We start from the raw sequence: 26,368 nt of genomic DNA on the forward strand, positions 1-26,368 counted from the left end.
CTGGGCGCGCCGTCAGGTGCCGTCAGGCGCCGGCAGGTCCACGGCCACCGGACCGCGCGCCGGACCGTCCCGCCGCCGGGGCCGGAGCGCTACGAGCGCCCCTGCGCAGGCGGTACAGCGAGGCGACGGTCAAGCACAGCAGCCCGGTGAACAGCGCGACGAGCAGCACCAGCACCCACATCTGACGGCTCCCGGGACGGTGCCACCCCTCCCAGGCGGCAGCACCCGCCCACAGGGCGAATCCGGAGGCGTACGCGGCGCGGATGCGACACAACTGTCGGACGGCGCGCGGGGCGGGGGCGGCATGCGTCAGCGAGACCATGGCCACCGACTACCCACACCCCGGCGAAGGAACCGGCCCACCCGCCACATCCCGCGCCGCACCCCCTAGGGCTCGTGGTCCCGCCGGTCCGGCAGGTACCAGCGGTACGGCTCCACGAGGGCGTCGATGCTGTCGGGTCCCCAGCTCCCCGGCGCGTACGGCTCCACCGGCGGCGGGGCGTCGAGCAGCGGAGTCGCCACCTCCCAGAGCCGTTCGACGCCGTCGGACCGGGTGAAGAGGGCCTGGTTGCCGCGCATCGCCTCCAGGAGGAGGTGCTCGTACCCCTCCAGGGAGTTCTCGGCGGCGAAGGAGGTGCGGTACGCGAAGACCATGTCGGCCTCCGCCAGCCGCATCGACGGCCCCGGCTCCTTGACCAGGAACCGGGCGGTGATGGAACCGGGATCGGCGAAGTCGATGACGATCTCGTTGCCCCGGCCGTCCGCCGCCTCGCGCGCGTCCAGCGGGAACATCCGCAGCACCGGCTCGCGCAGCCCGATCGTCACCACGTGCCGGCCCTCCGCGAGGGCCTTGCCCGACCGCAGGTGGAACGGGACCCCCGCCCACCGCCAGTTGTCGATCTCCACCCGCAGCGCCACGAACGTCTCGGTGTCCGACTCGGGATCGACACCGGGCTCGGCGCGGTAGCCGGCGTACTGGCCGCGTACCACGTGCGCCGGGTCCACCGCCCGCATGCTGTGGAAGACCTTGACCTGTTCGTCCCGGAGCGCGTCCGCCTCCAGGGTGACCGGCGGCTCCATGGCGACGAACCCCAGCAGCTGGAACAGGTGCGTGACGACCATGTCGCGGAAGGTCCCGGTGCCCTCGAAGAAGTGCGCGCGGCCCTGGATGTCGATGTGCTCGGGCACGTCGATCTGCACGTGACTGATGTGCTCGCGGTTCCACAGCGGCTCGAAGAGACCGTTGGCGAACCGCAGCGCCAGGATGTTGTCGACGGCCTCCTTGCCGAGGAAGTGGTCGATGCGAAAGACGCGGGACTCGTCGAAGACGGCGTGGATGGTGGCGTTGAGCGCGCGGGCGGACGCCAGGTCCGTCCCGAAGGGCTTCTCGACGATGACGCGGCCGTCCCGGGCGAGGCCCGTGGCGCCGAGCAGGTCGATGACGGAGGCGAACGCGACGGGCGGCACGGCGAGGTGGAAGAGCCGGTGCGGGCTGCCCCCGACGGCCTCCTCCGCCGTGCGCACCGCCGCCACCAGCGGCTGCGCGGCTCCGGTGTCGGCCGCGCCGAAGGACAGGCCGGCCGCGAACGCCTCCCAGGCCGGGCCCTCGGGCTGCGCACGGCCGAATTCCGCCACGGCCTGCCGCGCGTGCTCCCGGAACTCCTCGTCGGTGAGGGACTCGGCCGCCGGCGCGGTGCCCACGATGCGGTAGCGGCCCGGCATCAGCCCCGCCCGGGCGAGGTGGAACAGCCCCGGCAGCAGCTTGCGCCGGGCCAGGTCACCCGTCGCACCGAACAGGACGATGACGTGGTCCGCCGGCAGCGGCTCCGTGTCGGTCCCGGGACCGGTCGTGGGGGAGGGAGAGGGGGCGGGGGCGGGCTGGGCGGGCTGGGCCACGGGGCATCCTCACTCGTCCGACGGCACGGACCGACGCCGTGCCGGTGCACCGCTCCGGCGCGGCCGTACGTCCTCAAGGCCCCACTCTGCGCGCCGGCGGCCGATCCGGCACCCCGGGACCGTCGACTCGGGTGGCGGTCCCGGTGACCGGGGGAACGCGGAGCGGCCCGGGGGATCGGGATCAAGGGGGAGCGGACCCGGGAGGACCCCCTACTCGCCGTCCGCCGGGCGCCGCAGGTCCAGCATGGCGAGGAGCGAGGCCAGGTCGTCGGGGCCGGTGGTGCGGGACTCGACCGCCTCGTGGGCCCGCTCTCGGCGATCCCCGGACGCGGGGGATTCCTGGCAGCGCGACCCGCCGACGACATCCGGGGCGGACGCACCGTCCCGGCCCGGGCACGTGCGGTGCTCGCCCGCCGTCGCGCAGACGGCCGCCGTCCCCGCGGCGCGGCGGCGCCGGGCGTTGCGGGCGGCGGCGGTCAGGGTCTCCGCCAGACGACCCGGTCCGAGCGGGGCGGGCCGGAGCAGCGAGGCGACGGACGGGTGGCGGGTGGTGCGACGGGCGTCGGCCATGGAGTGCTCCTCGTCGGTCCGGCCGGGTCCTGACCGGCGGCGGGTCGGAACCCGGATGTGGTGCGGTGCGTGCGGCCGGGCGGCCCGAAAGGGGGCCCGGCCCGGGGCGAAGGCCCGGCTCGAAGGCCCGTCCCCCGGCTCAGCGGGAGCCGGGCAGGGAGGCCACGACCGCCCTGGCACGGTTGACCGTACTCGCCGCGGCCGCCTCGGCGGGACGGCGTACCGCCTTCACCGGGTGCCGGTGGTCGAGCGCGTGCAGGGACCGGTAGGCGAGCGAGGGCTTGCCGTGGGTGTCCGCGGCGGCGATCAGGAGCCCACCGAGAGTCGCGAGGTCGGTCAGGAAATGGGCCCGCCGGCGTGCCCGCTCCTGCGGATCCTCCTCCTTCCAGAAGGCGTGCGTGGCGAGCGAGGTGGGCACCACCGAGGCGGCGAGCGTCAGCGCGGCCAGGCGCGGGGCGCGCCCCGTCGCGAACAGCAGACCCGCTGCCGTCTGGACCGCGCTGGTGACGCGTACGAACCGCACCGCGTCCCCGCCGAGTGCCGGGACGCGCTTCCCGATCTCCCGGGCGACGGGTTGGGCGACCTCCGCGACGGTCTCGGGACGGCGCAGGGTGCGCAGTCCACCGGCGATGAAGGGGGCGGCGAGCAGCGGACGGGCGAGCTTTCGAAGGACGGCCATGCCACGCTGCTGCCCAGCCGGGGCCGGTCCATCCGACCCGACCTCGCCCCGACCCGGGCCGGCCGCCGACGGCCACCCCCCGACCGTCACTCGCACCCGTGTTCTCATGGGGGCGTGGACGACACGCGCTTGGCACTGGGACCGCTCGAACAGGCCGATGGGCGTTGGGTGGTGGGGGACGCCGGGCGGGCGGGCGGCACCTGGGTGGAGTTCCGTCCGGACGGGTTGTGCCCGTACGAATCCGGCTCGGAGGGCGAAACGATCACCTGGTCCCGGATCATGATCGGGATCAGCGTGACCATCGGGCGCGGTACGCCGTCGCACGGCGGGCACATCACGGTGCCGGGCATGCTGGGCGCCCTGCCCGGCCTCAGGGGACGCGGCGTCGGCCATCTGAACATGACGGTGCGCCATCCGTACGAGGACCGGACGGTGTACTTCGACCGGCACCCCCGCCGGTACGAACTGGCCGAGCTGCACCTCCTGGACGTCCTGATGAGGGATACCGTCGAGGCCGGCGAGGCCCACCTGCTCGGTGACGCGGCCTGGCTCGCCCACGCCGTCGAGCAGCTCACGCCGGCGAGGTTCTGGACGACCTCCCGCGCCTTCGACCGCGCGGTGGCGCGGGCCCGCGAGTCCGCGAGCGCCGCGACCGGCTGAGTCCGCGAGCGCCGCGACCGGTCGAGGGGCGGTCAGCCGGTCCGGAGGCCCAGGCCGTAGTACGTGACGTGGTCGCCGTTCCGGCGTGCCGCCCCGGACCCAAACCGAGCTCGGCCGCCAGGGCCCGCACCCCGTCCGGCGTCCAACCGCCGGTGTCCGCCGCGACGAGCGCGCGGGCGGGATCCGCCGCGGATCGTTCTTCTGCGCCTCCCCGTTGTACGGTCACCCGCTCGTCCTGTCGTACGCCGGATCGACCGATTCCGTGGGCACGGGGCGTACCGCCCGATCTACCATCGGCCCCGTGACCGCCTCCCTTCCCGCGACCTCCGTCCCCACGACCTCCGCGCTGCTCCTCATCGATCTGATGCCGCGCATCATCGCGATGCCCCTCGCCCCGCACTCCGGTGACGAGGTGTTGGCACGCTGCCGCCGGTTGGCGAAGGCGTTCAGGGCGAGCGGTCGGCCGGTGGTGCTGGTTCGGGTGGAGAGGCCGAACGTGAGCGAGCAGCCGCCGGGCAGCGGCTTCGCCGACGATCTGGTCCGACCCGGTGACGCCCTGGTCGTCAAGCGCACCGTCGGCGCGTTCCACGGCACCGACCTGCACGACCGGCTGCGCGAACGAGGCGTGGACACGGTGGTGCTCGCCGGGCTGGTGACCACGATGGGGGTCGAGTCGACCGCGCGCGCCGCGAGCGACCACGGCTACGAGGTCGAGTTCGTCGCCGACGCGATGTCCGGCTTCGCGGCGGACGAGCACGACCTCGCCGTGGAACGGACCTTCCCCCGCTTCGGCGACGTACGCGACACGGCGTCCTACACCTGAGCCGGCGTCCTCCACCTGAGCCGGGTCCTACGCCTGAGCCGTCGCCCGCGCGCCCGGCGCCGCGCACCGCACCAGGTCCAGCCCGATCAGCACAGGCCGCTTGGGGCGGAACTCGACCCGCGGGCCGAGCGGAACCGCCCACGGCCGCGCCCACCGCTGCTCCCGCGGAGGCGAGCAGCGCGACCTCCGCACCCACAACCGATCCGCGATCGGAACCATCAGAGCGAGCCGCACGACCAGGGATCGAACAATCAGCGGACCCTCAGCCACAACCAGCGGTTGTGACCTTAGGGTGTCGGCATGGACCTCGACACCGTCCGCACGTTCGTGGCCGCCGCCGACGCGGGGCGGTTCCAGGAGGCCGCCGCCGAGCTGGCGGTCACCCAACAGGCCGTCTCCAAGCGCATCGCCGTCCTGGAGCGAAAACTCGGCGTACGGCTGTTCACCCGCACCCCGCGCGGCGCCGAGCTCACCATCGACGGCCAAGCCTTCCTGCCCCACGCCCGCGAGCTGCTGCGCGTGGCCGACCGCGCCGTCGCGTCCGTGCGTACCGGACACCGCCCGCTGCGCGTCGACGTCATCGCCTCGCGCGTCGCGGCGTCGGGACTGATGCGCGGTTTCCACCGGGCGCACCCCGGGATCGACCTCGACGTGGTGATGCTGTTCGACATCGGGACGGCCGTGGCCGCCCTGCGCTCCGGCGCGATCGACGCGTCGTTCCGCGCGGTCGCCGCGCCCGGCCGGCCGCTGCCCGAGGACATCGAGTCCGTCCGGGTGCTCGACGAGCCGCTCCAACTCCTCACCGGCCCCGGGCACGCGCTCGCCGCGGCCCGGTCGGTGACCATGGCGCGGCTCGTGGGGCACCGGATCTGGATGCCCGGCATCGTCCCCGGTACCGAATGGGCCGCCTACTACGAGGACCTCGTCGCCGAGTTCGGCCTCACCATCGAGGCGACCGGCCCCAATTTCGGCTCCGACGCCCTCCTCGACACCGTTGCCGACACCCCGGCCCTGGCCACCTTCATGGGCGAGCAGACCCGCCTCGTCTGGCCCGCCGGCCACGGCCTGCGCCGGATCCCGGTGACCGACCCGACGCCCGTCTACCCGCACTCGCTCCTGTGGCACAGGGACAACCCCCACCCGGCCCTGACCGCCCTCCGAGCCCACCTCGCCACCACCCCGACCCGCCCCACCGCCGCCCCGGACACCTGGACACCGAGCTGGGTCCTGCCCGGCTGAAGCCCACCGGGCCGCCCCGAGCGCACCGACGACGGGCGGGGGACCGACATCTCCGAGGGGCCGAGGTGCCGAACCGGCAACAAAGCTCGCCACGTGCGTGCCGCGTCGCGCATGATCAAGTACCGATCCTGGCATACGGCAGGTCGAGCATCTTGGAGGATTCATGTCGCAGCAGGTCCTGGACGTCACGCACCGGTTGGTTCCCTCGCCCGCGGGCCGGATCCACCTGGTGGAGCAGGGCGAGGGGCCGCTGGTGCTGCTCGTGCACGGCTTTCCGGAATCCTGGTACTCCTGGCGCCACCAACTGCCCGTCCTGGCCGCGGCGGGGTACCGGGTGGCCGCGATCGACGTACGCGGCTACGGCCGTTCCTCCAAGCCCGGCGACCTCGCCGCGTACCGGATGCTGGAACTGGTCGAGGACAACGTCGCCGTCGTGGAGGCCCTCGGCGAACGGTCCGCGGTGATCATCGGCCACGACTGGGGGTCGAGCATCGCCGCCAACTCCGCCCTGGTCAGGCCGGACGTCTTCCGCGCGGTGGGGATGCTCAGCGTCCCCTACGCCCCGCGCGGCGGGCCCCGGCCCAGCGAGGCGTTCGCGGCGGTGGGCGGGGACGAGGAGTTCTACATCTCCTACTTCCAGCAGCCCGGCCGGGCCGAAGCCGAGATCGAGCCCGACGTGCGCGGTTGGCTCGCCGGCTTCTACGCCGCCCTGTCCGCCGACACCATGCCCGGGCCCGACGCCCCCGCCCCGTACTTCGTCAGCCCGGGCGGGAAGCTGCGCGACCGCTTCCCCACCGGTCGGCTGCCCGGTTGGCTCGACGAGGACGACCTGGACTTCTACGGCGCGGAGTACGAGCGGAGCGGCCTGAGCGGCGGTCTCAACCGCTACCGGAACGTGGACCGGGACTGGGAGGACCTCGCCGACTTCGACGGCGCCCCCATCACCCAGCCGTCCCTGTTCATCGGCGGCGACCGGGACGCCCCCACCACGTGGCTGGCCGACGCGATCAAGGCGTTCCCCACCACCCTGCCCGGCCTGGTCACCTCCCGGATCCTCGACGGCTGCGGCCACTGGATCCAGCAGGAGCGCCCCACCGAGACCAACCGCCTCCTGACCGAATGGCTCGCCTCCCTGCCGGCCTGAGCCCCCCGCTCGTGAGGGGGTGCGGGCGGTCGTACGGTGGAAGGAGACGGCAGTCGGCTCGGAAGGCAGGTGCGTCCCATGCGCACGTCGACCCGCATCGCCGCCGGTGTCCTGACCGGCCTCACCCTCATGCTCGGCGGCCCGGCCCTCGCCGCCCCCACCGCTCCGGCGGACATTCCCGCCTGCACCCGCATGGCGACCCAGTCGGGTGTCGCCGTCACCGACGCCGTCACGGCGGCGTGCCAACGGGGTGTCAGCAGCGACCTCCAAGGTTGCGTCAACGGACTGACCGAAGCCGGGGTGCCGGGTGGGGCCGCGAACGGCGCCTGCCGCGTGGCGGCCCACGAACCCCGTTAGGACGGGACGTACGAGGAGGCCAACCGACCGGCCCGGACCGGACGGTTGGCCTCCGGCCGTCCGGCGGCCATCGGTGCATCCGACACCGCGTCAACCTCCGTACCGCTCATGCGATGTGCACACCAAGCACCCCCGCCGGATTCATAGGATCCGCCAGTACGAGGCCCGGGCCGATGAGGAGCAGACTTCCGGCCAGGGGCTTCGACCCGACATGAAGGGGCGAAGCCGGATGCACCGGATACACCGGATACAACAGGGGGAACTGCACCATGAGCGGTCAGCTGTACGACGAGATCGGTGAGGCGTTCGAAGGCTTCAAGACCCTCCCCCTCGCACGGTGGGGAGAGGTGCCCGGCTTCCTCGCCCTCGTCGGCGACGTGAACGGCAGGTCCATCCTCGACCTGGCCTCGGGAACCGGCTTCTACAGCCGGGAGTTCAAGCGGCGCGGCGCGTCCGACGTGCTCGGCGTGGACATCTCCGCCGCGATGATCGAAGCGGCCCGGGCCCTGGAGGAGCGCAAACCGCTGGGCGTGCGGTACGAGGTGGGCGACGTCGCCGAACTGCGCACCTTCGAGCAGCCCTTCGACATCGCCGTGGCGGTCCAGCTGTTCAACTACGCCGAGGACGTCGCGACCATCGAGCGGATGTGTCGCACCATCCACAGCAGCGTCGCCGAGGGAGCCGAGTTCTTCGTCTTCGGGCAGAACCCGGACTACCGGTTCGACGGCCCGTCCCTGGCCAAGTACGGCTTCCTGTGCGAATCCCTCGGCGAGGAGACCGAGATCGGGCCGCGCATACGGCTCACCGCGCTCCTCGACCCGCCGATCTCGTTCGTCGCGAACCCGCCCAGCCGCGAGGTCTACGAGAAGTGCCTGGAAGCGGCCGGCTTCGGCGAGATCACCTGGGTCCCCTTGGAGATCTCCGCCGCCGGCGTGCGCGAGCACGGCGAGGAGTTCTGGAAGGACCTCGACGGCAACATGCCGCTGACCATGCTGCGCTGCCGCGCCTGACCGGGACCCGGCCGGGCGGTGCGCCGCCGGCGCCGCCCGGCCGCGGACTCGTCACGGGACCGAGGTGACCGGGGGACTCCACCGGTGGGACCGGGGCACGCCGCTGGGGACCCCGTAGTCCTTCTTGAGCTGTTCGGGGATGGCGTAGTGCATGACGCGCCCACGGGTGAGCGACGACAGCTCGAAGACCGTCGTGAGGTGGCCGAGGCGGTCCAGGGCCCAGGCGCCGAGCGGGGAGCGGTCCTCGATGGTCTCCAGGATGCCGAGCAGGTGCGGCGCGGCCTTGACGACCGTGTCCCACGGGGTGCGCGGCACCTGGAGCCAGTCGGCGCTGGTGTCGCCCACGAGGTGGCGGATGAGCGCGGAGACGATCGGGTCGAAGAAGGTCCCGGGCACGATCTCCTCGTACAGGTCGATGAGTTGCCGGGTCAGCTGCGCGCCCTCCTCGGACGGGCCCATGTGCCGGATCATGTACAGGTCGAGGAAGCGGCGTGCCTCGTCGAGGGACGTGGGGACCGCCCGCTGGTCGACGCCGAGCATGGCCCCGACCACCCGCCAGGCGTAGAAGTAGGCCTCCGCGCCCTCCGTGGACATGTGGATGTTCAGACGGTGCAGGCTGTCCAACACGAGCAGCGAGAAGAACATCTGCCCGCCGATCATGTCCTCCTGACAGATCGGCGTCCCGAGCGTCGCGACGTCCCACTTGTCCTCACGTTCGAGGTGGTGGCGGATGGCCGCGTGCAGGAGGCGGACCTTCTGGACGGCGGGCAGGAAGCGGCCACCGGCCTCGAAGGCGTCGGGCTGCATCAACAGGACGGTGAACTGGCCCGTCTCCGCCATCCGCTTCGAGGGGTACTTCAGTCCGTGGGTGGCGGAGAGCAGCTTCGCCACGTGCGGAACGAGGTAGCAGGCGGGCATGGAGGCGAAGGAGAGGGCCGTGGAGATGTGCACGTTGTTGTCGATGAAGAACAGCCGGGCCTTCTCCATCTCGCCCCAGTCCACCCAGGACGGCGGGAAGCTCGTGGTTTCGAGGTACTCCCGGGCGACGTCGGGCAGACCGTCCGGCAGCGGAGCGCCGGCGGTGGAGACGTAGCGCATCAGGGTGTTGAACGTGCCGACCTCCCCGCGTTCGAAGAGCGTGGCCACGGTCGCGTCGGCGAGTTCGTCACCGGTCCGCCGCAGCGCGTCCATCGACGCCTCGGTGTAGGTCATGGCAGGGCTCCTCGGGTCAGGACAGCCGGGCCGACGCCGAATGCGCCAGGGCGGTCAGGGCGGTGGTGGCCTGCTCGGGTACGGCCAGGTCGTGGAGGGCCGCGAGGGCCTCCTCGACCCGCGCGGCGATCATGTCCTCGACCCGGTCGGGAGCCTTGAGCCGGCGCATCGTCGCGCGGACCGCGTCCAGGCCCTCCCCGTTCAGGTCGGGTCGACCCAGCAGGCCGCGCAGCAGCTTCCGGTCCGCGTCGCCGGCCAGGCGCCAGGTCTCGGCCAGCAGGGTCGTCGGCCGGTGACCGCGCAGGTCGTCGGCGTTGGCCTTGCCGGTGTGCTCCGGGTCGCCGAACAAGCCGAGCAGGTCGTCCCGCAGCTGGAACGCCTCGCCCAGCGGCAGCCCGTACGCGGAGTAGCCCTCGCGCAGCCGCGCCCCGGCGCCGGCCAGGGCCCCGCCGATGAGCAGGGGATGCTCGACGGTGTACTTGGCGGTCTTGTAGCGGATCACCTTCAGCGCCGTGGCGGTGTCCGGACCGGCTCCGGTGCGCAGGATCTCCAGGCACTCGCCCGCGATCAGTTCCCGCGCCATCACGGACCACAGCGGACGGGCCCGGGCCACGTACGCGGAGGGCAGCCCGCAGGTGGCGAACAGCTGACCGGCCAACGCCATCAGCAGGTCCCCGACCAGCATCGCCAGTGACCGCGCGGCGCCGGCGGAGTCGACGGCGTCCACGTCGGCCAGGGCCTTCGCGGTATCCGCGGTATCCGCGGTATCCGCGGTATCCGCGGTATCCGCGGTGTCCGCCTCGGCCGGGGCGTTCCGTCGGCCGCTCAGCGCACGGCGCAGGGCGACGTGCGCGGTGGGCCGCCCGTGCCGCAGCGGGCTGTCGTCGATGAGGTCGTCGTGGACGACCGCGGCGGCGTGCACCAGCTCCATCGAGGCCGCCGCCCGCACCGGGGCGTCACCGTCCGGCTGCCCCACCGCCCGCCAGCCCCAGTAGCAGAAGGCCGCCCGCAGCCGTTTGCCGTGCGCGACGGAAGCCTCCAACTGCTCGGCCACCCCTGCCAGGCTCGCGTCGATCGCCGCGAACCGGTCGGCCTCCTCGGCGACGACCCGGTGCAGCACCTCGTCGACCCTGGCCTTGAAGGCGGCCTGCGCCCACCCCTCACCCGCCATGGTTCTCGCGGGCCATCACGTGTCGGGCGAGGAGCTCAAGGTGGGCCGGGGGTACGGCCGCGTACCGGTCCAGGACCAGGCGTCCGCGCGCCAGCAGGTCGTGCTCGGCCTCCGCCGCCAACTCCGCGGCGTCCGAGCGTCGCAGCAGGCCCCCGACCGTGTCCAGCACGGTGCCCAACGCCGAAGCCACCGTCGTCACCGCCAGATCGGCCAAGCCGGCCGCCAGCAGCACCGCCCTGCCTTCCGGCCCCGCGTCCCGCGTCATCGCGTCCCCCATTTCGCCCCGCGCCCGGGCGACGCCGGTCACGCGCCGCCCCTGTGATCATCGCGGGACGGCGGCCCGGACGTGGAAGAACTCGCGATCGAGTGAGGGGTTCGCCAGGACGTACGGATCCGGGCGGTCGCGGCGTTCGACCGCTCAGCTCAGCTCAGCTCAGCCGGCTGCGCGAGCGGTGGCGATCCGCCAGATCTGTACGAGGCAGTACTGGTCGTTGCCCTCGCATTCTGCTTCCGACTCCGGCGGGACGTCCAAGGTGCGCCAGGACAGCGGGGAGACGAAAGGGCCCCTCGCGCCGTTGAACCTCCACTGCCACCGCATTCGGTACAGACCGGGCGAGGGCAGGATCAGGGGAATGTCCGTCCGGCCGCCGTCGATCGTCGCCATTCCGAGGTCACCCCCGGGAAGCTCGACCTCCACCTCTTCCCGACCGAACCATTGTCCGCCGCGCTGCGGAGGAAGGGTGGACCAGCTCTCCAGCCGGACGGCAGCGGTGACGACCTGGGGTGGTACCTGCATGTACACCACGCCGGGTGACGAGAGGAGCCACCGCGAATCGCTCGCATCCGGTGCGCACGGATCGACGGCCGTATCGACCAGACCGAACAGCCGATAACTCGGCCCGACCACGGTCTCGTACACGTCCAATATCCTGCTCAAGGAAATTCCCTCCCGCCGCCGGAAAACCCGCGAGCGCCGGTCACCGTTCGAACATTGAAGCACCCGCAATTCCTCGGTGGCCCTGCGGGATCTCAGCCGAGCGGGACGAATGCTTCACCCGTGCGGGGGAAGAACCCGGCGGATACCAAGCCGGACCCGTGAGGACCACGAATCGCAGCTGCCGGCCCGGACGGGTCGGCGCGGCACGCTCCCCGGGGGGCGGGCCGGTCCGCATTCGTGAAGGAGAACCCTCATGTCGCGTGTTCTGAAGAACGCCGGTCTCGTCCTCGCCGCCGGAGCCGTCGTGTTCGGCGGAGCCTCCATGGCCTCCGCGGACGCCGGCGCGCAGGGCGCGGCCATCGGCTCGCCCGGCGTGCTGTCCGGGAACCTGATCCAGGTCCCCATCCACATCCCGATCAACGCCTGCGGCAACTCGGTCAGCGTCATCGGCCTGCTGAACCCGGCCTTCGGCAACACCTGCGTCAACGCCTGATCACGCGCACCGGGACCCCCTTCCGGCCCACCGCAGGCGCGGCGGGCCGGAAGGTCCGCACGGGCGCGCCGTCCCCGGACGGCGGCGGCGGAGCGTACCCCGGGTCACCGGCGGTCCGGGTCGACCACGTACCGGCGGTCCGGCTCAGCTCTCGATCAGGCACTGGAAGACGACGGTGTCGAAGACGTCCTCCATCCGTACCGCGGTCCCGGCCCGCAGGGTCCAGGAGTGGATGAAGGGCAGGGTCCGCGTCGTGCCGCGGACCGAGGTGACCTGGCGGACGCCGAAGACCACGATCCGGTTTCCGGAGGCCACGAACTCCTCCGGTTGCAGGCGCATCCCGCCCAGGACGGCCGGCACGCGCGAGAGGAACTCGCGGACTCCCGCGTGGCCGTGCTTGGTGCCGCCGAGGCCGTACTCGGCCATCCCGTGCGGATGCACCCACTCCACCTGCGGGTCCAGCGTCTCCAGCAGGGCCGCCACGTCGCGCTCGTGGAAGGCGCGGTAGGCGCGCCGGACCAGGGCGAGGTTCGCCTCGGTCGGGTCGGGGGCGTCGGCCGGCTCGGCCGCGTCGGTTGGGTCGGGCGCACAGGTCATCGTCGTCATGTCTTGGTATCCCCGTTGGTTGGAGCGAGAGGGTCAGTGCTGGAACTGCCGCGGGTGCAGGGCGCGCAGGGTGCGCTCGATGCCGTCCCGCCAGTCGACCCGGCAGGGGCCGGTGAGCCGCAGGCGCAGCGTGGGGTCGAACCGGTACGTCTCCCGGGTGACCTCGCTGGGCGCGAGCCGCGCCTCGACACCCGTCAGCGCCTCGATGTGCCGGAGCAGGTCGGTGACGCCGACCGCCTCGTCGCCGCCCCAGTTGACCAGCGTCGAGGGGACCGAGGCGGCCCGCCACAGGTGCGGGACCTGGGCGACGAGGTCGTCCGTGTACAGGAGCGAGCACCAGTTCTGGCCCGCCAGGGGGACCGGGATCGCCGTCCCGGCCAGCATCTGGCGGAAGTACAGCATCGGGACGCCGCCGTAGCTGCCGCCGGGCCCGTACGCGATGTTGAGGCGGGCGATGGTGGTGGGCACGCCCAGCACCCGGGCGAACGCGCGGACCACGCCCTCGGTGGCGAGCTTGCCCACCGGGTAGGCGGGCAGCCAGTCGGCGGACGCGCTCACCGGGTCGTCCTCGGCGTAGGCGTGGTCCAGCGTCCGGCGGGCGTACAGGGCGCCCGTGGAGACGTACAGGAACGATTCAGCGGTGCGGCAGTGGGTCATCAGGCGGCCGGTCGCCACCGTGTTGACCTCGGTGGAGCGGTTGAAATCACCGTCCTCGCCGCGGTCCACGGCCGAGTGCAGCACATGGGTGAAGTCCTCGGGCAGACCCTTGAACGCACTGTCCGAGGTGTCGGCCATGTCCCAGCGCCAGGTGGTGACCCCCGCGTCGGCCAGCTCGCGCTCGGCGCCCGGGGCGCCGAACCTGCCGACGCACCACACCTCGTTGTCCGCGGCCAGCGCCCGGGCGACCGGCCGCGCCACCTGCCCGGTGCCGCCGGTGATCAGGATCTTCTTGCCCTTCATCACTTCTCGTCCCCTCCGGCGACGGTCGTACGTACGCGCAGGCCGGCGGCCCGCGCGGCGTCGGCTCCGGCCATGCAGCGGTCCAGCTCCCGGCGCAGGACCGCCTGGAAGGCCGCCACATGGCGCGCGCCCATCAGGGTGTGGTGCTCGCCCGGCACCTCCAGGTACCGGTTGGGCCCGGTGGTGTGTTCGTCCCAGCGGCGCAGCTGGTGCTCCAGCCAGTCCTCGCGGGTGCCCTGTAGCGGTTCCGCGTGGAAGACGCTCATCGCGCGCACGGTCCCGGTCGGCTCGTAGCCGCGCCCCAGATCGGTCAGCGCGTCGGCGACCTCCGCCCAGGCCGCGAACCTGTCCTCGTCCAGGTCGAGTTCGGCGAGGCGCGCGGCGGGGGCGAGCGCGACCAGGCGGGCCACCTGGGTCTCCTTGGGCAGTGCGCGCAAGGTGGCCGGGAGCAGGGCCGCCTGCTCCGTGTCGATGAGGTCCAGGAAGGCCGCCAGATGCGTGGCGGTCTCGGTGAAGTCCAGTTCCTCCATCCGGTACTTGATGTGCGGCGGAAGGTTGAAGCTGCCGACGAAGTCCACCCGTTCCCCCTCGGACTCCAGGACCTTGGCGATCTCGAAGGCCACCGAGGCGCCGTACGAGTAGCCGGCGAGGGCGTACGGTCCGTGCGGCTGCCGGGCCCGGATGGCGTCCACGTAGGTGTCGACCATCTGCGGGTAGGACGCGAAGGGCTTCTCGCCGTCGTTGAAGCCGCGGGCGCGCAGGGCGTAGAAGGGGCGGTCGCCCGCGAAGTAGGTGGCCAGCCCGACGAAGACCAGCACCTCGCCGACACCCGGATGGACGCAGAACAGCGGGGTCTTGGCGCCGGAGGTCTGCAACGGCACGACCGGGTCGTACGGGTGCGGGCCGGGGACCGACCCGGCGCCGGTCCGGATGCGGCCGGCGACGTGGGCGGCCAGGGCGCGGACCGTGGGCGCGGTCAGGACGGTGACCACCGCCATCCCGGTGACGCCCAGCCGCCGCGCCACCTTGGCGCGCAGCCGCAGGATGTCCAGCGAGGTGCCGCCCAGGTCGAAGAAGCTCGCCGTGGCGCTGATCGCGGCCGGGTCGACACCGAACAGCTCGGCGTAGATCTCCGCGATGACCCGCTCCACGGGCCCCTCCGGCGGGGTGTGGCCGCCCAGCATGCGCTGCCGCAGGTCGGCCGCCGCCCGTCCGTGGTCCTCGTACGCACCGGACTCCAGGCTTCGCCGCATGTGCGAACGCTGGATCTTGCCGAGGCTGGTCTTCGGGAAGGCCTCGGCGGGCAGTGGCAGCACCAGCGCGGGCCGGAAACCCCAGTGCATGACCACCGTGCTGCGCACGGCAGTCATCACCCCGTGCAGGCCGGCCTCGTCACCGGCCGGCAGGTCGGGGGTGAAGGCGATCACCAGCTGCTCGGTGTCGCTGCCGGCCGGGCGCGTGGGGAAGGCCGCGACCTGGGTGGGGGTGACACCGTCCAGCCGTTCGAGCACGGCCTCGATGGCGTGGCTGAAGTAGCTGACCCCGTTGACGATGACGCTGTCCTTGCTCCGCCCGACCAGGGCCAGCCGGCCGTCCTCGATCCGGCCGAGGTCGCCGCTGCGGAACCAGCCGTCGGTGGTGAAGGCCTCGACGGTGGCCCGCGGGTCGTTGAAGTAGCCGGTGGTGAGCATCGGGCCGCGGAGCTGGAGCTCCCCGGCCTCCCCGTCGGGCAGCACCCGTCCGGCCTCGTCGACGACGCGCATGCGCAGCCCCGCGACGGGGGTGCCGAGCCCGGCGAACTCGGCGCCGCGGTCGGCCTCGGGGAACTCGCCCCGGGAGTAGACGCTGCCCGCGCAGGTCTCGGTCATCCCGAAGGCCGGCCAGAGGGCGTCGGGGGCCAGGCCGTACGGTGCGAGGACGCGCAGGAACGCCTCGCCGGTCGGGACGACCACCGCCTCGCCGCCGCTGATGACGTGCCGCAGCCGGCCGAGGTCGAGGCGTTCGCCCGTGGCGGTGAGACGACCGGCCGCCGCGGCCACGAGCCCCAGCAGGAAGTTGGGCGAGAACGTCATCGTCACGCCGTGCCGGTCGATCAGCCGCAGGAACTCCAGCGGGTCGTCGAGCACCGCCGCGGCCGGTGCGTGGACCTGGCGGCTGCCCGTGGACAGCGGCAGCAGGTGGCACTCCAGGAGGGCGGCCACATGGTCGAACGAGACCCAGTTCAACGTGGTGTCGGCGGCGGTGAGCCGCTGGTGGCCGTTCTTGGCGACCATCGAGGAGAGCAGGGCGGCGTGGCTGAGCATGACCGCCTTGGGGGCCCTGCTCGAGCCGGAGGTCAGCATCAGCACGGCCGTGTCACCGGGAGCGGCCCGGTGCAGCTCCTCGGCGGGTTCCGCCCCCTCGAACTCCTCCAGCCGGACCACCTGCCGGCGAGCCGCCGGCGGCAGCCGGTCGGCGAGGGCGGCGTTGGTGACGGTCAACGGATCGCCGAGCAGGGCGCCCACGTGGCGCAGCCGCTCGGTGAGGGCCGCGGGGTCACCGGCCGGAACCGCCAGGGGGCAGGGCAGGAAGCCACCGAGCACCGCCGCCCAGAAGGTGGGCAGGAAGTCCTGCGCACGATCCAGGGCGATGACGATCCTGTCCCGGGGGCGCAGTCCCCGGGCCCGCAGCCCGGTGAGGATCCGGCGGGCCCGGTCCAGGAGTTCGGGGTGGCTCTGGTCCTCGTACCCGAGGTGGGCGGCGCCGTGGCAGTGGCGCAGACCCGAGTCCGGGTGGTGCTCGACGGCGGCGAGCAGCAGGTCGGTGAGGGTGACCGGCGGCGGGACGGCCGCGGGCGTCGGGGTCGGGTGGGGTGTGGTCGAGGGCTGCGCGGAAAACACGGTCGTCTGTCTCCTGGCCTCGCCGCACGCCGGGACGAGGCGTGCGTGCCGAATGGGGTGAAGGACGTGAGGGGCAGCGACGGGTCAGGCGCCGAGGCGGCGCACGGAGTACGGCCCACCGGTGGCGCCCGCGGGCAGCGCGAGCGAGGCCACCCAACCGTCGGGCACGGCCAGTCCGACGGTCCGCCACAGGGCGGGGAAACCGAGGGGCGCCGTATCGACGAGCTGCGCAGGGGCGAAGTGCGGTGCGGTGTCGGCGGGTTGCGGCGGGACGGAGTCCCGCGCCGTGCCGATGTCCTGTGCGGTGTCGGGCGCCAAGCCGCCGGCGCCGGTGTCCAGAGCGGTCAGATCGGTCGCGATGCCTATCCCGACGGCCTTGAGCACGGCCTCCTTACGGGTCCAGCAGCGGAGGAAGGCCAGGGTACGGGCGGCGCCCTCGGGCCTCGCGTACACGGCCCGGTGTTCGATCGGGGTGAGCACGACGGAGTCGAACCGGTCGGCGTCGAGCGGGCGGACGCGTTCCACGTCGACACCCACCCGGTGGGGCGAGAGGGCCGCCATCCCCAGGCCGTCGGTGTGGGCGACGCTGATCCGCCAGGCCGTCGCGGGGAACCGCACCACGGGCGGCCCGTGGTCCTCGCTGCCGCATCCGGGACAGGCGCCGCGGCCGAGGGAGACTCCGGCGGCCGGCACGCCCAGCGCCTCGGAGAGCGCCCGCTTGACCGCGGCCCGACAGGTGATGAACTCGGCTCGTGCCACCGCCGACCTCATCGCTGCGGCGCGGTCCGCTTCCTCGTCGTCGAGGAGGGCGAGGTCGTCGGCGCGGTACGTGCCGGTCGGTACCGGCCACCACCGGACGACTGCGTCGGAGGTCTCCGAAAATGGCGCATAAGTTATCTGTTCCGTCCCCGTGTGGCGTGTGGTCACAGAGGTCACCGTAGGCTTGAGTCCGGCCCCAGCGATGCTTGAGTCGGGGTGAGTTGGCCAGAAGCGGACACCGTCGCCACGCATCGTGAACCGAGGGGAACACCCCGTGATGCAAGCGGAAGTGGCGGTTTTGCGTTCCGGGGAGTGGGTGCAGGTTGCTGCCATCGCAGCTGAAAATCTTCGTACAAGTCGGCGAATTGCAAGCGTGGTGTGACACCTCCTCCCATGTCGCCTTGCGTTCAGTGGTAAGTGACTGTTCACCAGGTGGCGTTATGCACGCGTGATCGAGCTGGAGCCGTCCCTCCGCACATCCGTCCGCCCGGGTGCCCGTCGGCCGGTCCGCCCGACGGGCGCCCCGAACGTCCTCGGTGACCCCTTGGTCGGAAAGGTCGCGCCGTACCGGCTGACCAGGTAATCCGCGGCCCGGGCGGTCGCCTCTGGAATTGTTGACCAGCCGCGATTCGGCGAACTACTGTCTGACCTCGAATGGTGCTTGAAACTCGCTATGATATTTGCTTGATGAAATAGTTGAGCATGCATCTATTTCTGCGGAGGGTTGAAGCCACAATCATCCAGTCACCGGTCGAGCAAGGGGGATGCAATGACAGGTGCCGCGATCGAGTCCACCCATGGGGAAGAAATGCGGGAGGAGATTCCGGAAGCAGAACCGTCCGACCACGCCGCTCACGTGGAGCGCACCCTGTTACAGGCACGCGCGCTCATCGAGTCCACCGTCTCGCTGCACCGCAACCGGTCGGCGCCGGCTCCCGCCGCGCCGCACACCGACGTCGCGGTGCTCGGCGACGCCATCGAGGAACTCGTCCGCCGTGCCCGGCACTCGGTCTGCATCGCGGTCACGGGCGGTGAGGCGTTCCACCACATCGCCCGGAAGGCCCTGGCCACGCTGGAATCCGGACTCGTGGTGCGCGTGCTGTGCGCACCCGACGTCGCCGACCGCTCGCCGCTCCTGCAGGCCAAGGTGCCCGGCATCCGCCTGGAAGTACGGGTGTGCGAAGCGGAGTTGCGCGACATCGTGGTGGTCGACGGCTCCTCCGCACTGGTGCGGGCAGCCGCCGACAGCGCCAACGGGCAGGCGACCCTGGTCCACGACGCCGCGGCCGTGCGAGCCCTGGAACTGCTCTTCGCCGGAGCCTGGGCACGCGGCCGCAGGCTGGACGACCACCTCGCGCTGAGCCCGAAGTTCCGCGGCGACCTGACCCGCCGGATCCTGGAGAAGCTGCGCGACGGACTCACCGACGAAGCGGCGTCCCGCGACCTCAACGTCTCCCTGCGCACCTATCGGCGCCACGTCGCCGACATCATGCGCGAGCTCGGCGCCGGCTCCCGATTCCAGGCGGGCGTGCGCGCGGTGGAACTGGGGCTGCTTTCGGAGTGACGCAGCCGCCGGCCGGCTCAAACGGGGATCGCGTGGCGCCGATCGACCTACGGGGCCGCGCAGCAACACATCACACCAACGGGGATGGTGAGTGCCACGTGTCGCATGCGACCGAGGACGAACTGGAGCGAGCGCTTCTGGAAGTACGGGCCCTGATCGAGTCGACGGTGGCCATCCACCGGGACCGCAGCATCAGGGAGCAGCAGATCGCCGAGGTGGACGGGGGCTACGCACCCGTCCTGGACACCGCGGCGAGTCTCATCCGGGGAGCCGTGCGGACGATCGACATCGTCGACGCCCGGCTGCCCGGCACGCAGGAGGAACAGGCCCGTCAGGATCGGGCCGAGCGCAACCTCATCTACTCGACCGCCGAGGGGGTCGCCGTCCGGGTGCTGACCAGTCCGGCGATGGTGGACGAGGACTTCGTCCGCGAACAGCTCGCGCTGGAAAGACCGGTGGCGATCCGGGTGGCCCGGGTACCGCCGCTCCAGGCCCTGCTGGTGGACGGCACCAGCGCGTTGGTGATGGCGGAGTCGGCGGCCGGCGTGCGGGCCTCGATGATCCGTGCGCCGGAGGTCCTGCACACCCTCGACACGCTCTTCGAGAGCATCTGGCGCAACGCCGTGCCCGCCGGCGAGCGGATCGTCTTCGGAGACCGCGACCGGGCCGTACTGGCCCGGCAGATCCTCGGCGCGCTGCGCGCCGGGGTCACCGACGAGGTGGCCGCCCGCGAACTCACCGTCTCGGTGCGCACCTACCGCCGGCACGTCGCCGAGATCATGGCGCTGCTCGGTGCCCAGTCCCGCTTCCAAGCCGGCGTCCGGGCCGCGGCACTGGGCCTGCTGCCCACCGCGCCGGACGCTCCCGGCGCCGGGCGGGCCTGACAGCACGCGGCCCCCTGCTGCCATCGGCACCGTCCCCGGCGGGCATCCGGGCCGCTCGCCGGCAGCTTCCTGAAACCTTCGTTGCCGCCCGCCCCGGGCCGCCAGTTGTATGGCGCCGGGACAGGGAACCGGGCTCCTGGTAGATCCTCGGCCCCTTCCCGGTGGTATGGAGAGCCCCCGTCCTGCATGCCATCAGGCGCGCGGGGATCCGTCGATCGCGAGAGCGACGACGACGGATCCCCGCGGCCCCCGGTGGACGACGCGGCGTACGGCGTGGAAGGCGGATCAATGGACCGGATGCCGACAGGGCTCGTGTTCCCGGGACAGGGAACCCAGAAGGAGGCCATGGGCGCCGTCTGGCGGGACACCCCTTCCTGGAAGATCACCGAGGAGATCTCCGACGTCACGGGAGAGGACCTGCCCCGACTGCTCCTCGACACCCCGGACGAGCAACTCCGGCGCACCGACCTGGCCCAGCTGACCGTCTTCACGCTCACCCTCGTCGCCCACGCGGAGGCCGTGCGCCGCGGCGCCTTCGACGGCCGGGACGTGGTGGCCTGCGCCGGGCACAGCCTCGGCGAGTACGCCGCCCTGACCGCCGCCGGAGCGCTGTCGCCGGGCGCGGCCGCCGCCCTGGTCGCCGCCCGCGGCCGGGCCATGCGGGAGGCCGCCGAGCAACGCCCCGGCACCATGGGAGTCCTGGTCGCGGCCCCGCTGGAGGCCGTCACCGGCCTCGCCGAGCAGATGCGTACGGCCGGCCACGAGGTATGGGTCGCCAACGTCAACGCACCCGGCCAGACGGTCGTCGCCGGCTCCGTCGAGGGCATCGACAGGATCGGGGCCGAAGCGCCCTCGATCGGCGCCAAGATGATCCGTCCCGTCGTCGGCGGCGCCTTCCACAGCCCGCTCATGGAGCCCGCCGCGCAACGCCTGCGGGCCGCCCTGCAACACACCGCCTTCGCCCCGGCACACCTGCCGGTGGTCGCCAACGTCGACGCCCGGGCCCACACCGGCGGCGACTGGGTCGAGCGGGCCACCCGCCAGCTCACCTCCCCGGTGCTGTGGGAGCCGTCCGTACACACCCTCGTCGGACCGCTCGGCTGTCGCCGCCTGATCGAGATCGGCCCCGGGCGGACGCTCGCCGGCCTGATCCGCAGGATCGCCCCGGACACCGCGACCGTGTCCCTGGACAGCCCCGCGGCCCTGGACTGAGGCCGGGCCCCGTACCCGGCCGGCAGCCGCGCCCACCCCACGTCCACCGCGCCACACGCACGAGGAGACCACCCACATGCCACTGGGCACCCACAGCACCTGGCTGCGCAGGTTCACGACCGCCGAGCCACCGCGCCTGCGCCTGGTCTGCCTGCCGCACGCCGGCGGCTCGGCAAGCTTCTTCCACGACTGGGGGCACGCCTTCGGCGACGACGTCGAAGTGCTCGCCGTCCGCTACCCGGGCCGCCAGGAGCGCGTCGGCGAGGAACCCTGGACCTCGCTGGAGGACCTCGCCGGCGCCATCACCGGCGAGCTGGAGCCGTACCTGGACACCCCGCTGGCCCTCTTCGGCCACAGCATGGGCGCCACCCTCGCCTACGAGATCACCCTGCGGCTGCGCGAACGGTTCTCCGTCGCCCCCGAACTGTTGATGGTGTCCTGCCGCAAGGCACCGCACCTGCTCACCCCGGGCACGGCGGCCTTCGACACCGACGCCGAGCTGATCGAACAGGTCAAGGAGCTCGGCGGCACCGACTCCGCGCTGCTCGACGACGAGGACCTGCGCGAGCTGGTACTCCCCGCCATCAGGGCCGACTTCACCGCCGTCGCCGGTTACGCCGCCCGGCCCGGCGTCCCGCTGCCCTGCCCGGTCGTCGGGTACGTCGGCGACGGCGACCGCGGTGTCGGAGCCCACGAGGTCGCCGCCTGGTCCGACATCGCACCGCACGGGTTCGACCTGAGGGTCCTGCCCGGCGGCCACTTCTACCTGGTGGACGGCCGGGAGCAACTCGTCGGTGACATCCGCGCACGGCTGGCCCCGCAGCGGTGAGCACCGACCTGCGGCCCCTGCCGGACTGCGGGGTGGGGGTGCTGGACAAGGCGTCCCTGCTGCTGGAGATCGTGGAGAGCGGCCCGACGAGCCTGGTCGACCTGGTCGCGCACAGCGGCCTGTCCCGCCCCACCACGCACCGGATCGCCACCGCCATGGAACGGCTCGGGCTGCTCACCCGGGACGCCCGCGGGCGCTTCGCCCTCGGACCCCGCCTCGGCCTGCTCGCCGTCGAAGCACGCCACGACCGACTCGCCCAGGCCGCCGGGCCGATCCTGGAACGCCTGAGCGGGGAGACCGGCCTCGACGCCCGGCTCCACCGCCGGCGCGAGGGGTTGCACATCTGCGTCGGCTCCTCCGTGGACCGGGTGGCGGGCGTGGACCTGGCCGCGATCGGCACCGCCCGCCCGGCCACCGCCGGCCCCGCGGCCCAGGTGCTGTACGCCTGGGAGGAACCCGACGTGCTGTACGAGGGGCTGCGGCGGGCCCGCTTCACCGCCCCGCAACTGGCGACCGTACGGCGTCGGGGCTGGGCCTACGGCCCCGACCCGCTCGCGGCCGGCCTGATCTCCTACGCCGTACCGGTGCGTTCCGGGGCCGGCGTCGTGGCCGCGGCCCTGGTCCTGACGGGTGTGTCGAGCCGGATGCCCGAGGTCCCCGACCGGGAACTGCGACGTGCCGCGATGGACGCGGCCGTCTCCTTGAGTGACGTCTTGCTGCGCGGTACCCGGGCGAATTCCGCGGCCGGCCGCTCCGCCGGCTGAATTCAGCGGCGACGGTGGCAGGTTGTTGCAGCCGTCGTTGTGAGAAAAGAACTCGCGCCCGCACCATTCCAGTGCGAGTAAACGCGCCGCGCTTGCGGCGGTAAATCGGACAAGGGGAAAAAGCGTGACGACTGCAACGCGCGACGATCGTCTCGAACTCATCAAGGAAACCGTCTGCGACATTCTCGAAATCGAGGAGGACGAGGTCACCGAGGTCAGCCTTTTCAAGGAGGACCACAACGCCGACTCGCTCCGCGCCATCGAGATCCTCGCCGCCCTGGAGAAGCAGTTCGGCATCGTGATCAACCAGAGTGAGCTGCCCCGCATGGTGAACCTCAAGGGCGTCTACGAGGTCGTCGCGGAGCCGGCCGGCTGGTAGGGAAAGCGGCGTCGGGAAGGATGGGGAGATTGCCATGACAGCGGCAGAGCACGGCGCCGGCCGTATCCGGCCGGAGCGGCACCGGGTCGTTCTCACCGGACTGGGAGTGGTGTCCAGCATCGGACTCGGCGCGAAGGAGTTCCTCCAGGGGCTCCGCGAAGGCCGTAGCGGTGCCCGGCCCATTTCCGTGTTCGACACGGAAGGATTCGCCCACGCCAACGGGTGCGAAATCACGGATTTCGACCCGCGCGAATGGATCACCACGTTGGACGTGGAACAGCTGGGCCGGGCCGCGCAGTTCTCGACCGCGGCCGCTCGAATGGCCCTGGAGGATTCGGGTCTCGACCTGACGGAGCTGCGCGGCAGGCGGGGCCTGATCTCCATCGGCACCACCGACGGCGAGAGCTACGACCTCGACCAGCTCGTCGAGCGTGAACTCGGCACGAAGCCGGGCGACTTCGAGCCCGCGGCGGCCCGGCGCGTACCGGCCGGCCGGCTCTCGGTGGCGATCGCCCAGGAGCTCGGCCTCAGCGACGTCGAGGCCCTCACCATCCCGACCGCCTGCTCGGCGGGCAACTACGCCATCGGCTACGGCTTCGACGCCGTCAGCTCCGGTGAGGCGGAGTTCGCCTTCTGCGGCGGGGCGGACGCGATGTGCCGCAAGACCTTCACCGGTTTCTACCGGCTCGGCACCATCGCCCCCGACCGCTGCCAGCCCTTCGACGTCGACCGCAAGGGCATCCTCACCGGCGAGGGCGCGGGCGTCCTGGTCCTGGAGCGCCTGGACTCCGCCCTGGCACGCGGGGCGACCATCTACGCCGAGGTACTCGGCTACGGGCTCAACTGCGATGCCCACCACCAGGTCGCCCCCGACCGGGACAGCGTCGCCGAACTGATGCGGCTGGCCCTGGAGAACGCCGGCGTCGAACCGCACGAGGTGGACCTCATCTCGGCGCACGGCACCGGCACCCGGGCCAACGACATCACCGAGGCGGGAGCCATCCGCCAGGTCTTCGGGGACACCCCGCCGCGGACCGTCTCCATGAAGTCGATGCTCGGCCACAGCATGGGCGCCGCCAGCGCCCTCGGTGCGATCGGCTGCGCCCTGGCCATCCAGAACCGCTTCATCCCACCCACCATCAACCATGTCACCACCGACCCCGAGTGCGACGTCGACTGCGTACCGAACCACGCCGTCGAGGCGGATCTGCGGATCGTCCAGAACAACGGACTGGCCTTCGGCGGCAACAACGCGGCGGTCCTGCTCGGCCGGTACGACGCGATCAAGGAGGCGTCATGACGACCCGCCCCATCATCGGGATGGGCGCCGTCGCCGCCACCGGTTCCGGTGTCGGTGAACTCTTCGAGAACCTGTGCGCGGGCATCAGCGGACGTGCCGAACTGCGCGGCTTCGACCGCACCAGGTTCCGGGCGCAACACGCCTACGAGGTCGACGACCGACCAGCCGTCGGCGAGGACGTACCCGGCCGCGCGAGCCGGCTGCTGCACGAGGCGATAGCCCAGGCCGCCGCCGACGCGGGCCTGGGGGAGGACCTCTCCGGGATCCCGATCCTGGTCGGCACCGGCCTGCGCGAACTGCGCTCGCTGGAGCTGTGGTGGCGTGACGGCTCCGCCTTCGCCGACTCCGGGCTGCACTTCGGCACCGGCCTGAAGGAACGTTTCAACGCCGACGTCACCCACACGTTCTCCAACGCCTGCTCCGCCTCCCTGTACGCCCTGGCCCTCGGCAGCGACCTCCTCGCCCAGGAGGGCGAGGACGCCCCCGACACCGTCATCGTCGCCGGCGTCGACGTCCTGACCGAGTCGATGTACGGGCTCCTGGAACGCGTCCACCCGACGCCGCCGGACCGGGTGCGGCCCTTCGACCGCGACCGCACCGGCGTCCTCATGGGCGACGGGGCCGCCGCCATCGTGCTGCGCCGCACCGAGGAGGGCGCCCGCCGGGTCCACGGCCACCTGCGCGGCGTCGCCGTCAACTGCGACGCATACCACGTCACCGCGCCCTCCCCGGAGGGCATCGCCGAGGCCATGCGCGCCGCGCACCGGCTCGCCGGCGTCAAACCGTCCGACGTGGACCTGGTGATGCTCCACGGCACCGGCACCCTGCTCAACGACGAGGCCGAGGCCACCGCCCTCGCCGACGTCCTGGGCACCGACGCCTCGGTGCCGCTGATGACCGCCGTGAAGTCCATGACCGGCCACACCTCCGGCGCCTCCGGACTCATCAACCTGATCGTGGGCGTCACGGCCCTGAACGAGGGGCGGGTGCCGCCGACCGTGGGCCTGGACGAGCCGGTCGAGGAAGCCGCGCCGTTCCGCTTCGTCACCGGGCAGTCCGCCGAGGGCCTGCCCCTGAAGGTCGCGCAGCTCAACGCCTTCGGATTCGGCGGCATCAACGCCGTCGCCATTGTGGAGGGTCCCCGATGACCGCACAGTCCGCCACCGCCGTTACCGGCACCGCCGTGGTGGTCACCGGCGCCGCCGTCCTGGTGCCCGGCGCCGACACCGTACGGGCCCTGGCCGACGGACCCGCCTGCGGCGGCGCCCCCGTCGAACCCGCAGCGCACGTCGGCAAGAAGGGCCTGCGCTACAAGGACCGGGCCACCCAACTCGGCTACGCCCTGACCGCCGCGGCGCTGCGCGACGCCGGTCTGCTCGGCGCCGACGAGAAGGACGGGCTGCTCGTCGCCGCGGCCGGCGTCGGCGTGGTGGCCAGCTCCAACTTCGGCAACCTCGACACCGTCGCCCGGGCGCTGGACACCATCCGCGAGGAGACCGTCACGGCCACCTCGCCGATGGACCTGCCCAACGCCTCCAGCAACGTCATCGCCTCCTCGGCGGCCATCCGCTACGGGCTGCGCGGCCCCAACCTCATGGTCTGCAACGGCGAGACCTCCGGCCTGGACGCCGTGCACTGGGCCGTCACGATCATCACCGCCGGACGCGCCGATCGGGTGCTCGTCCTCGGCGTCGAGCCCGACAACGAGGTCGTGCGCCGACTGCTGGGCGGCGGACACGCCGTTGACGGCGGCGCCGCCCTGGTCGTGGAGTCCCGGGCCGCCGCCGCCGCACGCTCCGCGAGGGTCCGCGCCGTGATCGGCCCGTACAGCCGAGGTGCCGGCGAGGTGGACGCGCGCGGTCGCCGCTGGGAGGCCCCCGCCCACCTGGGCAAGGCCTCCGGGGCCTCCGGGCTGCTCCAGGTCGCCGCCGCCGTCGGCTGGTTCGACGCCGGCGAGCGCGGCCCCGTACAGGCCGTGACCGGCAGCGCCGTCGACGACGCGCGCGCGGACCTGCTGCTGCTCGCTCCCGAAGCTGCCTGA

28 protein-coding genes and 1 pseudogene are annotated in these 26,368 nt (G+C 72.6%); 16 read left to right on the plus strand and 13 right to left on the minus strand.

Going from position 1 to position 26,368, the window contains the following annotated elements:
- Positions 1-22: 22 nt before the first annotated feature.
- The 4 genes from ACFY0I_RS36405 to ACFY0I_RS36420 form a co-directional block, all read right to left on the minus strand.
- A complete protein-coding gene (locus ACFY0I_RS36405; protein ID WP_388903878.1) occupies positions 23-322 on the minus strand; it encodes a hypothetical protein in 300 nt (99 codons plus the stop codon).
- A gap of 65 nt (positions 323-387) precedes the next feature.
- A complete protein-coding gene (zwf, locus tag ACFY0I_RS36410; protein ID WP_388903879.1) occupies positions 388-1,896 on the minus strand; it encodes a glucose-6-phosphate dehydrogenase in 1,509 nt (502 codons plus the stop codon).
- Positions 1,897-2,106: 210 nt separating this feature from the next.
- Positions 2,107-2,466 carry a hypothetical protein gene (locus ACFY0I_RS36415; protein ID WP_388903881.1) on the minus strand — a complete coding sequence of 120 codons (360 nt, stop codon included), beginning with the start codon at positions 2,464-2,466 and terminating at the stop codon, positions 2,107-2,109.
- A gap of 139 nt (positions 2,467-2,605) precedes the next feature.
- Positions 2,606-3,145, minus strand: coding sequence for a DoxX family protein (locus ACFY0I_RS36420; protein WP_388903882.1), 540 nt, complete (start codon positions 3,143-3,145; stop codon positions 2,606-2,608).
- A gap of 114 nt (positions 3,146-3,259) precedes the next feature.
- Between ACFY0I_RS36420 and ACFY0I_RS36425 the strand changes: the two genes are divergently transcribed.
- Both ACFY0I_RS36425 and ACFY0I_RS36430 read left to right on the plus strand, forming a co-directional pair.
- On the plus strand, positions 3,260-3,805 hold the full coding sequence (locus ACFY0I_RS36425; protein WP_388903883.1) for a hypothetical protein: 546 nt from the start codon (positions 3,260-3,262) through the stop codon (positions 3,803-3,805).
- Positions 3,806-4,106: 301 nt separating this feature from the next.
- Entirely contained in the window at positions 4,107-4,628 is a 522-nt protein-coding gene (locus tag ACFY0I_RS36430) for an isochorismatase family protein (RefSeq protein WP_388903885.1), read from the plus strand.
- Between the two features lie 57 nt (positions 4,629-4,685).
- On the opposite strand, the pseudogene ACFY0I_RS36435 reads toward ACFY0I_RS36430, so the two are convergent.
- Positions 4,686-4,818: pseudogene (locus ACFY0I_RS36435) on the minus strand (MFS transporter); the annotation flags it as partial.
- 110 nt (positions 4,819-4,928) lie between these two features.
- On the opposite strand from ACFY0I_RS36435, the gene ACFY0I_RS36440 reads away from it, so the two are divergent.
- From ACFY0I_RS36440 to ACFY0I_RS36455, 4 genes are all read left to right on the plus strand, one after another.
- Positions 4,929-5,867: a LysR family transcriptional regulator gene (locus ACFY0I_RS36440; protein WP_388903886.1), complete on the plus strand. Its 939-nt coding sequence runs from the start codon at positions 4,929-4,931 to the stop codon at positions 5,865-5,867.
- A 163-nt stretch (positions 5,868-6,030) separates the two neighbouring features.
- Positions 6,031-7,011 (plus strand): alpha/beta fold hydrolase, encoded by a 981-nt coding sequence (locus ACFY0I_RS36445; RefSeq protein WP_388903887.1) that lies wholly within the window; start codon positions 6,031-6,033, stop codon positions 7,009-7,011.
- Positions 7,012-7,089: 78 nt separating this feature from the next.
- On the plus strand, positions 7,090-7,368 hold the full coding sequence (locus tag ACFY0I_RS36450; RefSeq protein WP_388903888.1) for a hypothetical protein: 279 nt from the start codon (positions 7,090-7,092) through the stop codon (positions 7,366-7,368).
- Positions 7,369-7,637: 269 nt separating this feature from the next.
- Entirely contained in the window at positions 7,638-8,378 is a 741-nt protein-coding gene (locus ACFY0I_RS36455; RefSeq protein ID WP_388903890.1) for a class I SAM-dependent DNA methyltransferase, read from the plus strand.
- Between the two features lie 51 nt (positions 8,379-8,429).
- Here the strand turns inward: ACFY0I_RS36455 and ACFY0I_RS36460 are convergent, their stop codons facing one another.
- From ACFY0I_RS36460 to ACFY0I_RS36475, 4 genes are all read right to left on the minus strand, one after another.
- On the minus strand, positions 8,430-9,590 hold the full coding sequence (locus ACFY0I_RS36460; RefSeq protein WP_388903891.1) for an oxygenase MpaB family protein: 1,161 nt from the start codon (positions 9,588-9,590) through the stop codon (positions 8,430-8,432).
- Positions 9,591-9,606: 16 nt separating this feature from the next.
- The gene (locus ACFY0I_RS36465; protein WP_388903892.1) at positions 9,607-10,761 is read right to left on the minus strand and encodes a polyprenyl synthetase family protein; all 1,155 of its coding nucleotides are present in this window, start codon (positions 10,759-10,761) and stop codon (positions 9,607-9,609) included.
- A complete protein-coding gene (locus ACFY0I_RS36470) occupies positions 10,751-11,026 on the minus strand; it encodes a polyprenyl synthetase (protein WP_388903934.1) in 276 nt (91 codons plus the stop codon). Before ACFY0I_RS36470 ends, ACFY0I_RS36465 begins: the two co-directional genes overlap by 11 nt.
- Before the next feature lie 168 nt (positions 11,027-11,194).
- Positions 11,195-11,698, minus strand: coding sequence for a hypothetical protein (locus ACFY0I_RS36475; RefSeq protein WP_388903894.1), 504 nt, complete (start codon positions 11,696-11,698; stop codon positions 11,195-11,197).
- A gap of 253 nt (positions 11,699-11,951) precedes the next feature.
- Between ACFY0I_RS36475 and ACFY0I_RS36480 the strand changes: the two genes are divergently transcribed.
- The gene (locus tag ACFY0I_RS36480; protein ID WP_388903896.1) at positions 11,952-12,191 is read left to right on the plus strand and encodes a chaplin; all 240 of its coding nucleotides are present in this window, start codon (positions 11,952-11,954) and stop codon (positions 12,189-12,191) included.
- Positions 12,192-12,335: 144 nt separating this feature from the next.
- Here the strand turns inward: ACFY0I_RS36480 and ACFY0I_RS36485 are convergent, their stop codons facing one another.
- The 4 genes from ACFY0I_RS36485 to ACFY0I_RS36500 form a co-directional block, all read right to left on the minus strand.
- Entirely contained in the window at positions 12,336-12,797 is a 462-nt protein-coding gene (locus ACFY0I_RS36485; protein WP_388903897.1) for a nuclear transport factor 2 family protein, read from the minus strand.
- A gap of 33 nt (positions 12,798-12,830) precedes the next feature.
- Positions 12,831-13,757: an NAD-dependent epimerase/dehydratase family protein gene (locus ACFY0I_RS36490; protein ID WP_388903898.1), complete on the minus strand. Its 927-nt coding sequence runs from the start codon at positions 13,755-13,757 to the stop codon at positions 12,831-12,833.
- Positions 13,757-16,636 carry an AMP-binding protein gene (locus tag ACFY0I_RS36495; protein ID WP_388903899.1) on the minus strand — a complete coding sequence of 960 codons (2,880 nt, stop codon included), beginning with the start codon at positions 16,634-16,636 and terminating at the stop codon, positions 13,757-13,759. The genes ACFY0I_RS36490 and ACFY0I_RS36495 overlap by 1 nt, the downstream gene beginning before the upstream one ends.
- A gap of 84 nt (positions 16,637-16,720) precedes the next feature.
- On the minus strand, positions 16,721-17,563 hold the full coding sequence (locus ACFY0I_RS36500) for a 4'-phosphopantetheinyl transferase family protein (protein ID WP_388903901.1): 843 nt from the start codon (positions 17,561-17,563) through the stop codon (positions 16,721-16,723).
- 601 nt (positions 17,564-18,164) lie between these two features.
- On the opposite strand from ACFY0I_RS36500, the gene ACFY0I_RS36505 reads away from it, so the two are divergent.
- The 9 genes from ACFY0I_RS36505 to ACFY0I_RS36545 all read left to right on the plus strand — a co-directional run bounded on the left by ACFY0I_RS36505 (position 18,165) and on the right by ACFY0I_RS36545 (position 26,368).
- Positions 18,165-18,959 carry a DNA-binding response regulator gene (locus ACFY0I_RS36505; RefSeq protein WP_388903902.1) on the plus strand — a complete coding sequence of 265 codons (795 nt, stop codon included), beginning with the start codon at positions 18,165-18,167 and terminating at the stop codon, positions 18,957-18,959.
- 98 nt (positions 18,960-19,057) lie between these two features.
- Positions 19,058-19,843 (plus strand): LuxR family transcriptional regulator, encoded by a 786-nt coding sequence (locus tag ACFY0I_RS36510; protein ID WP_388903904.1) that lies wholly within the window; start codon positions 19,058-19,060, stop codon positions 19,841-19,843.
- Positions 19,844-20,140: 297 nt separating this feature from the next.
- On the plus strand, positions 20,141-21,055 hold the full coding sequence (locus ACFY0I_RS36515; RefSeq protein ID WP_388903906.1) for an ACP S-malonyltransferase: 915 nt from the start codon (positions 20,141-20,143) through the stop codon (positions 21,053-21,055).
- Positions 21,056-21,131: 76 nt separating this feature from the next.
- On the plus strand, positions 21,132-21,884 hold the full coding sequence (locus tag ACFY0I_RS36520) for a thioesterase II family protein (RefSeq protein WP_388903907.1): 753 nt from the start codon (positions 21,132-21,134) through the stop codon (positions 21,882-21,884).
- Positions 21,881-22,648: an IclR family transcriptional regulator gene (locus ACFY0I_RS36525; protein ID WP_388903908.1), complete on the plus strand. Its 768-nt coding sequence runs from the start codon at positions 21,881-21,883 to the stop codon at positions 22,646-22,648. The genes ACFY0I_RS36520 and ACFY0I_RS36525 overlap by 4 nt, the downstream gene beginning before the upstream one ends.
- A gap of 124 nt (positions 22,649-22,772) precedes the next feature.
- Entirely contained in the window at positions 22,773-23,027 is a 255-nt protein-coding gene (locus tag ACFY0I_RS36530; RefSeq protein ID WP_356882249.1) for an acyl carrier protein, read from the plus strand.
- 34 nt (positions 23,028-23,061) lie between these two features.
- Positions 23,062-24,327: a beta-ketoacyl-[acyl-carrier-protein] synthase family protein gene (locus ACFY0I_RS36535; protein WP_388903909.1), complete on the plus strand. Its 1,266-nt coding sequence runs from the start codon at positions 23,062-23,064 to the stop codon at positions 24,325-24,327.
- Entirely contained in the window at positions 24,324-25,475 is a 1,152-nt protein-coding gene (locus ACFY0I_RS36540; RefSeq protein WP_388903910.1) for a beta-ketoacyl-[acyl-carrier-protein] synthase family protein, read from the plus strand. The genes ACFY0I_RS36535 and ACFY0I_RS36540 overlap by 4 nt, the downstream gene beginning before the upstream one ends.
- On the plus strand, positions 25,472-26,368 hold the full coding sequence (locus ACFY0I_RS36545; RefSeq protein ID WP_388903911.1) for a beta-ketoacyl synthase N-terminal-like domain-containing protein: 897 nt from the start codon (positions 25,472-25,474) through the stop codon (positions 26,366-26,368). Before ACFY0I_RS36540 ends, ACFY0I_RS36545 begins: the two co-directional genes overlap by 4 nt.

The organism is Streptomyces sp. NPDC001568, assembly GCF_042893755.1.
GTDB lineage: Bacteria > Actinomycetota > Actinomycetes > Streptomycetales > Streptomycetaceae > Streptomyces.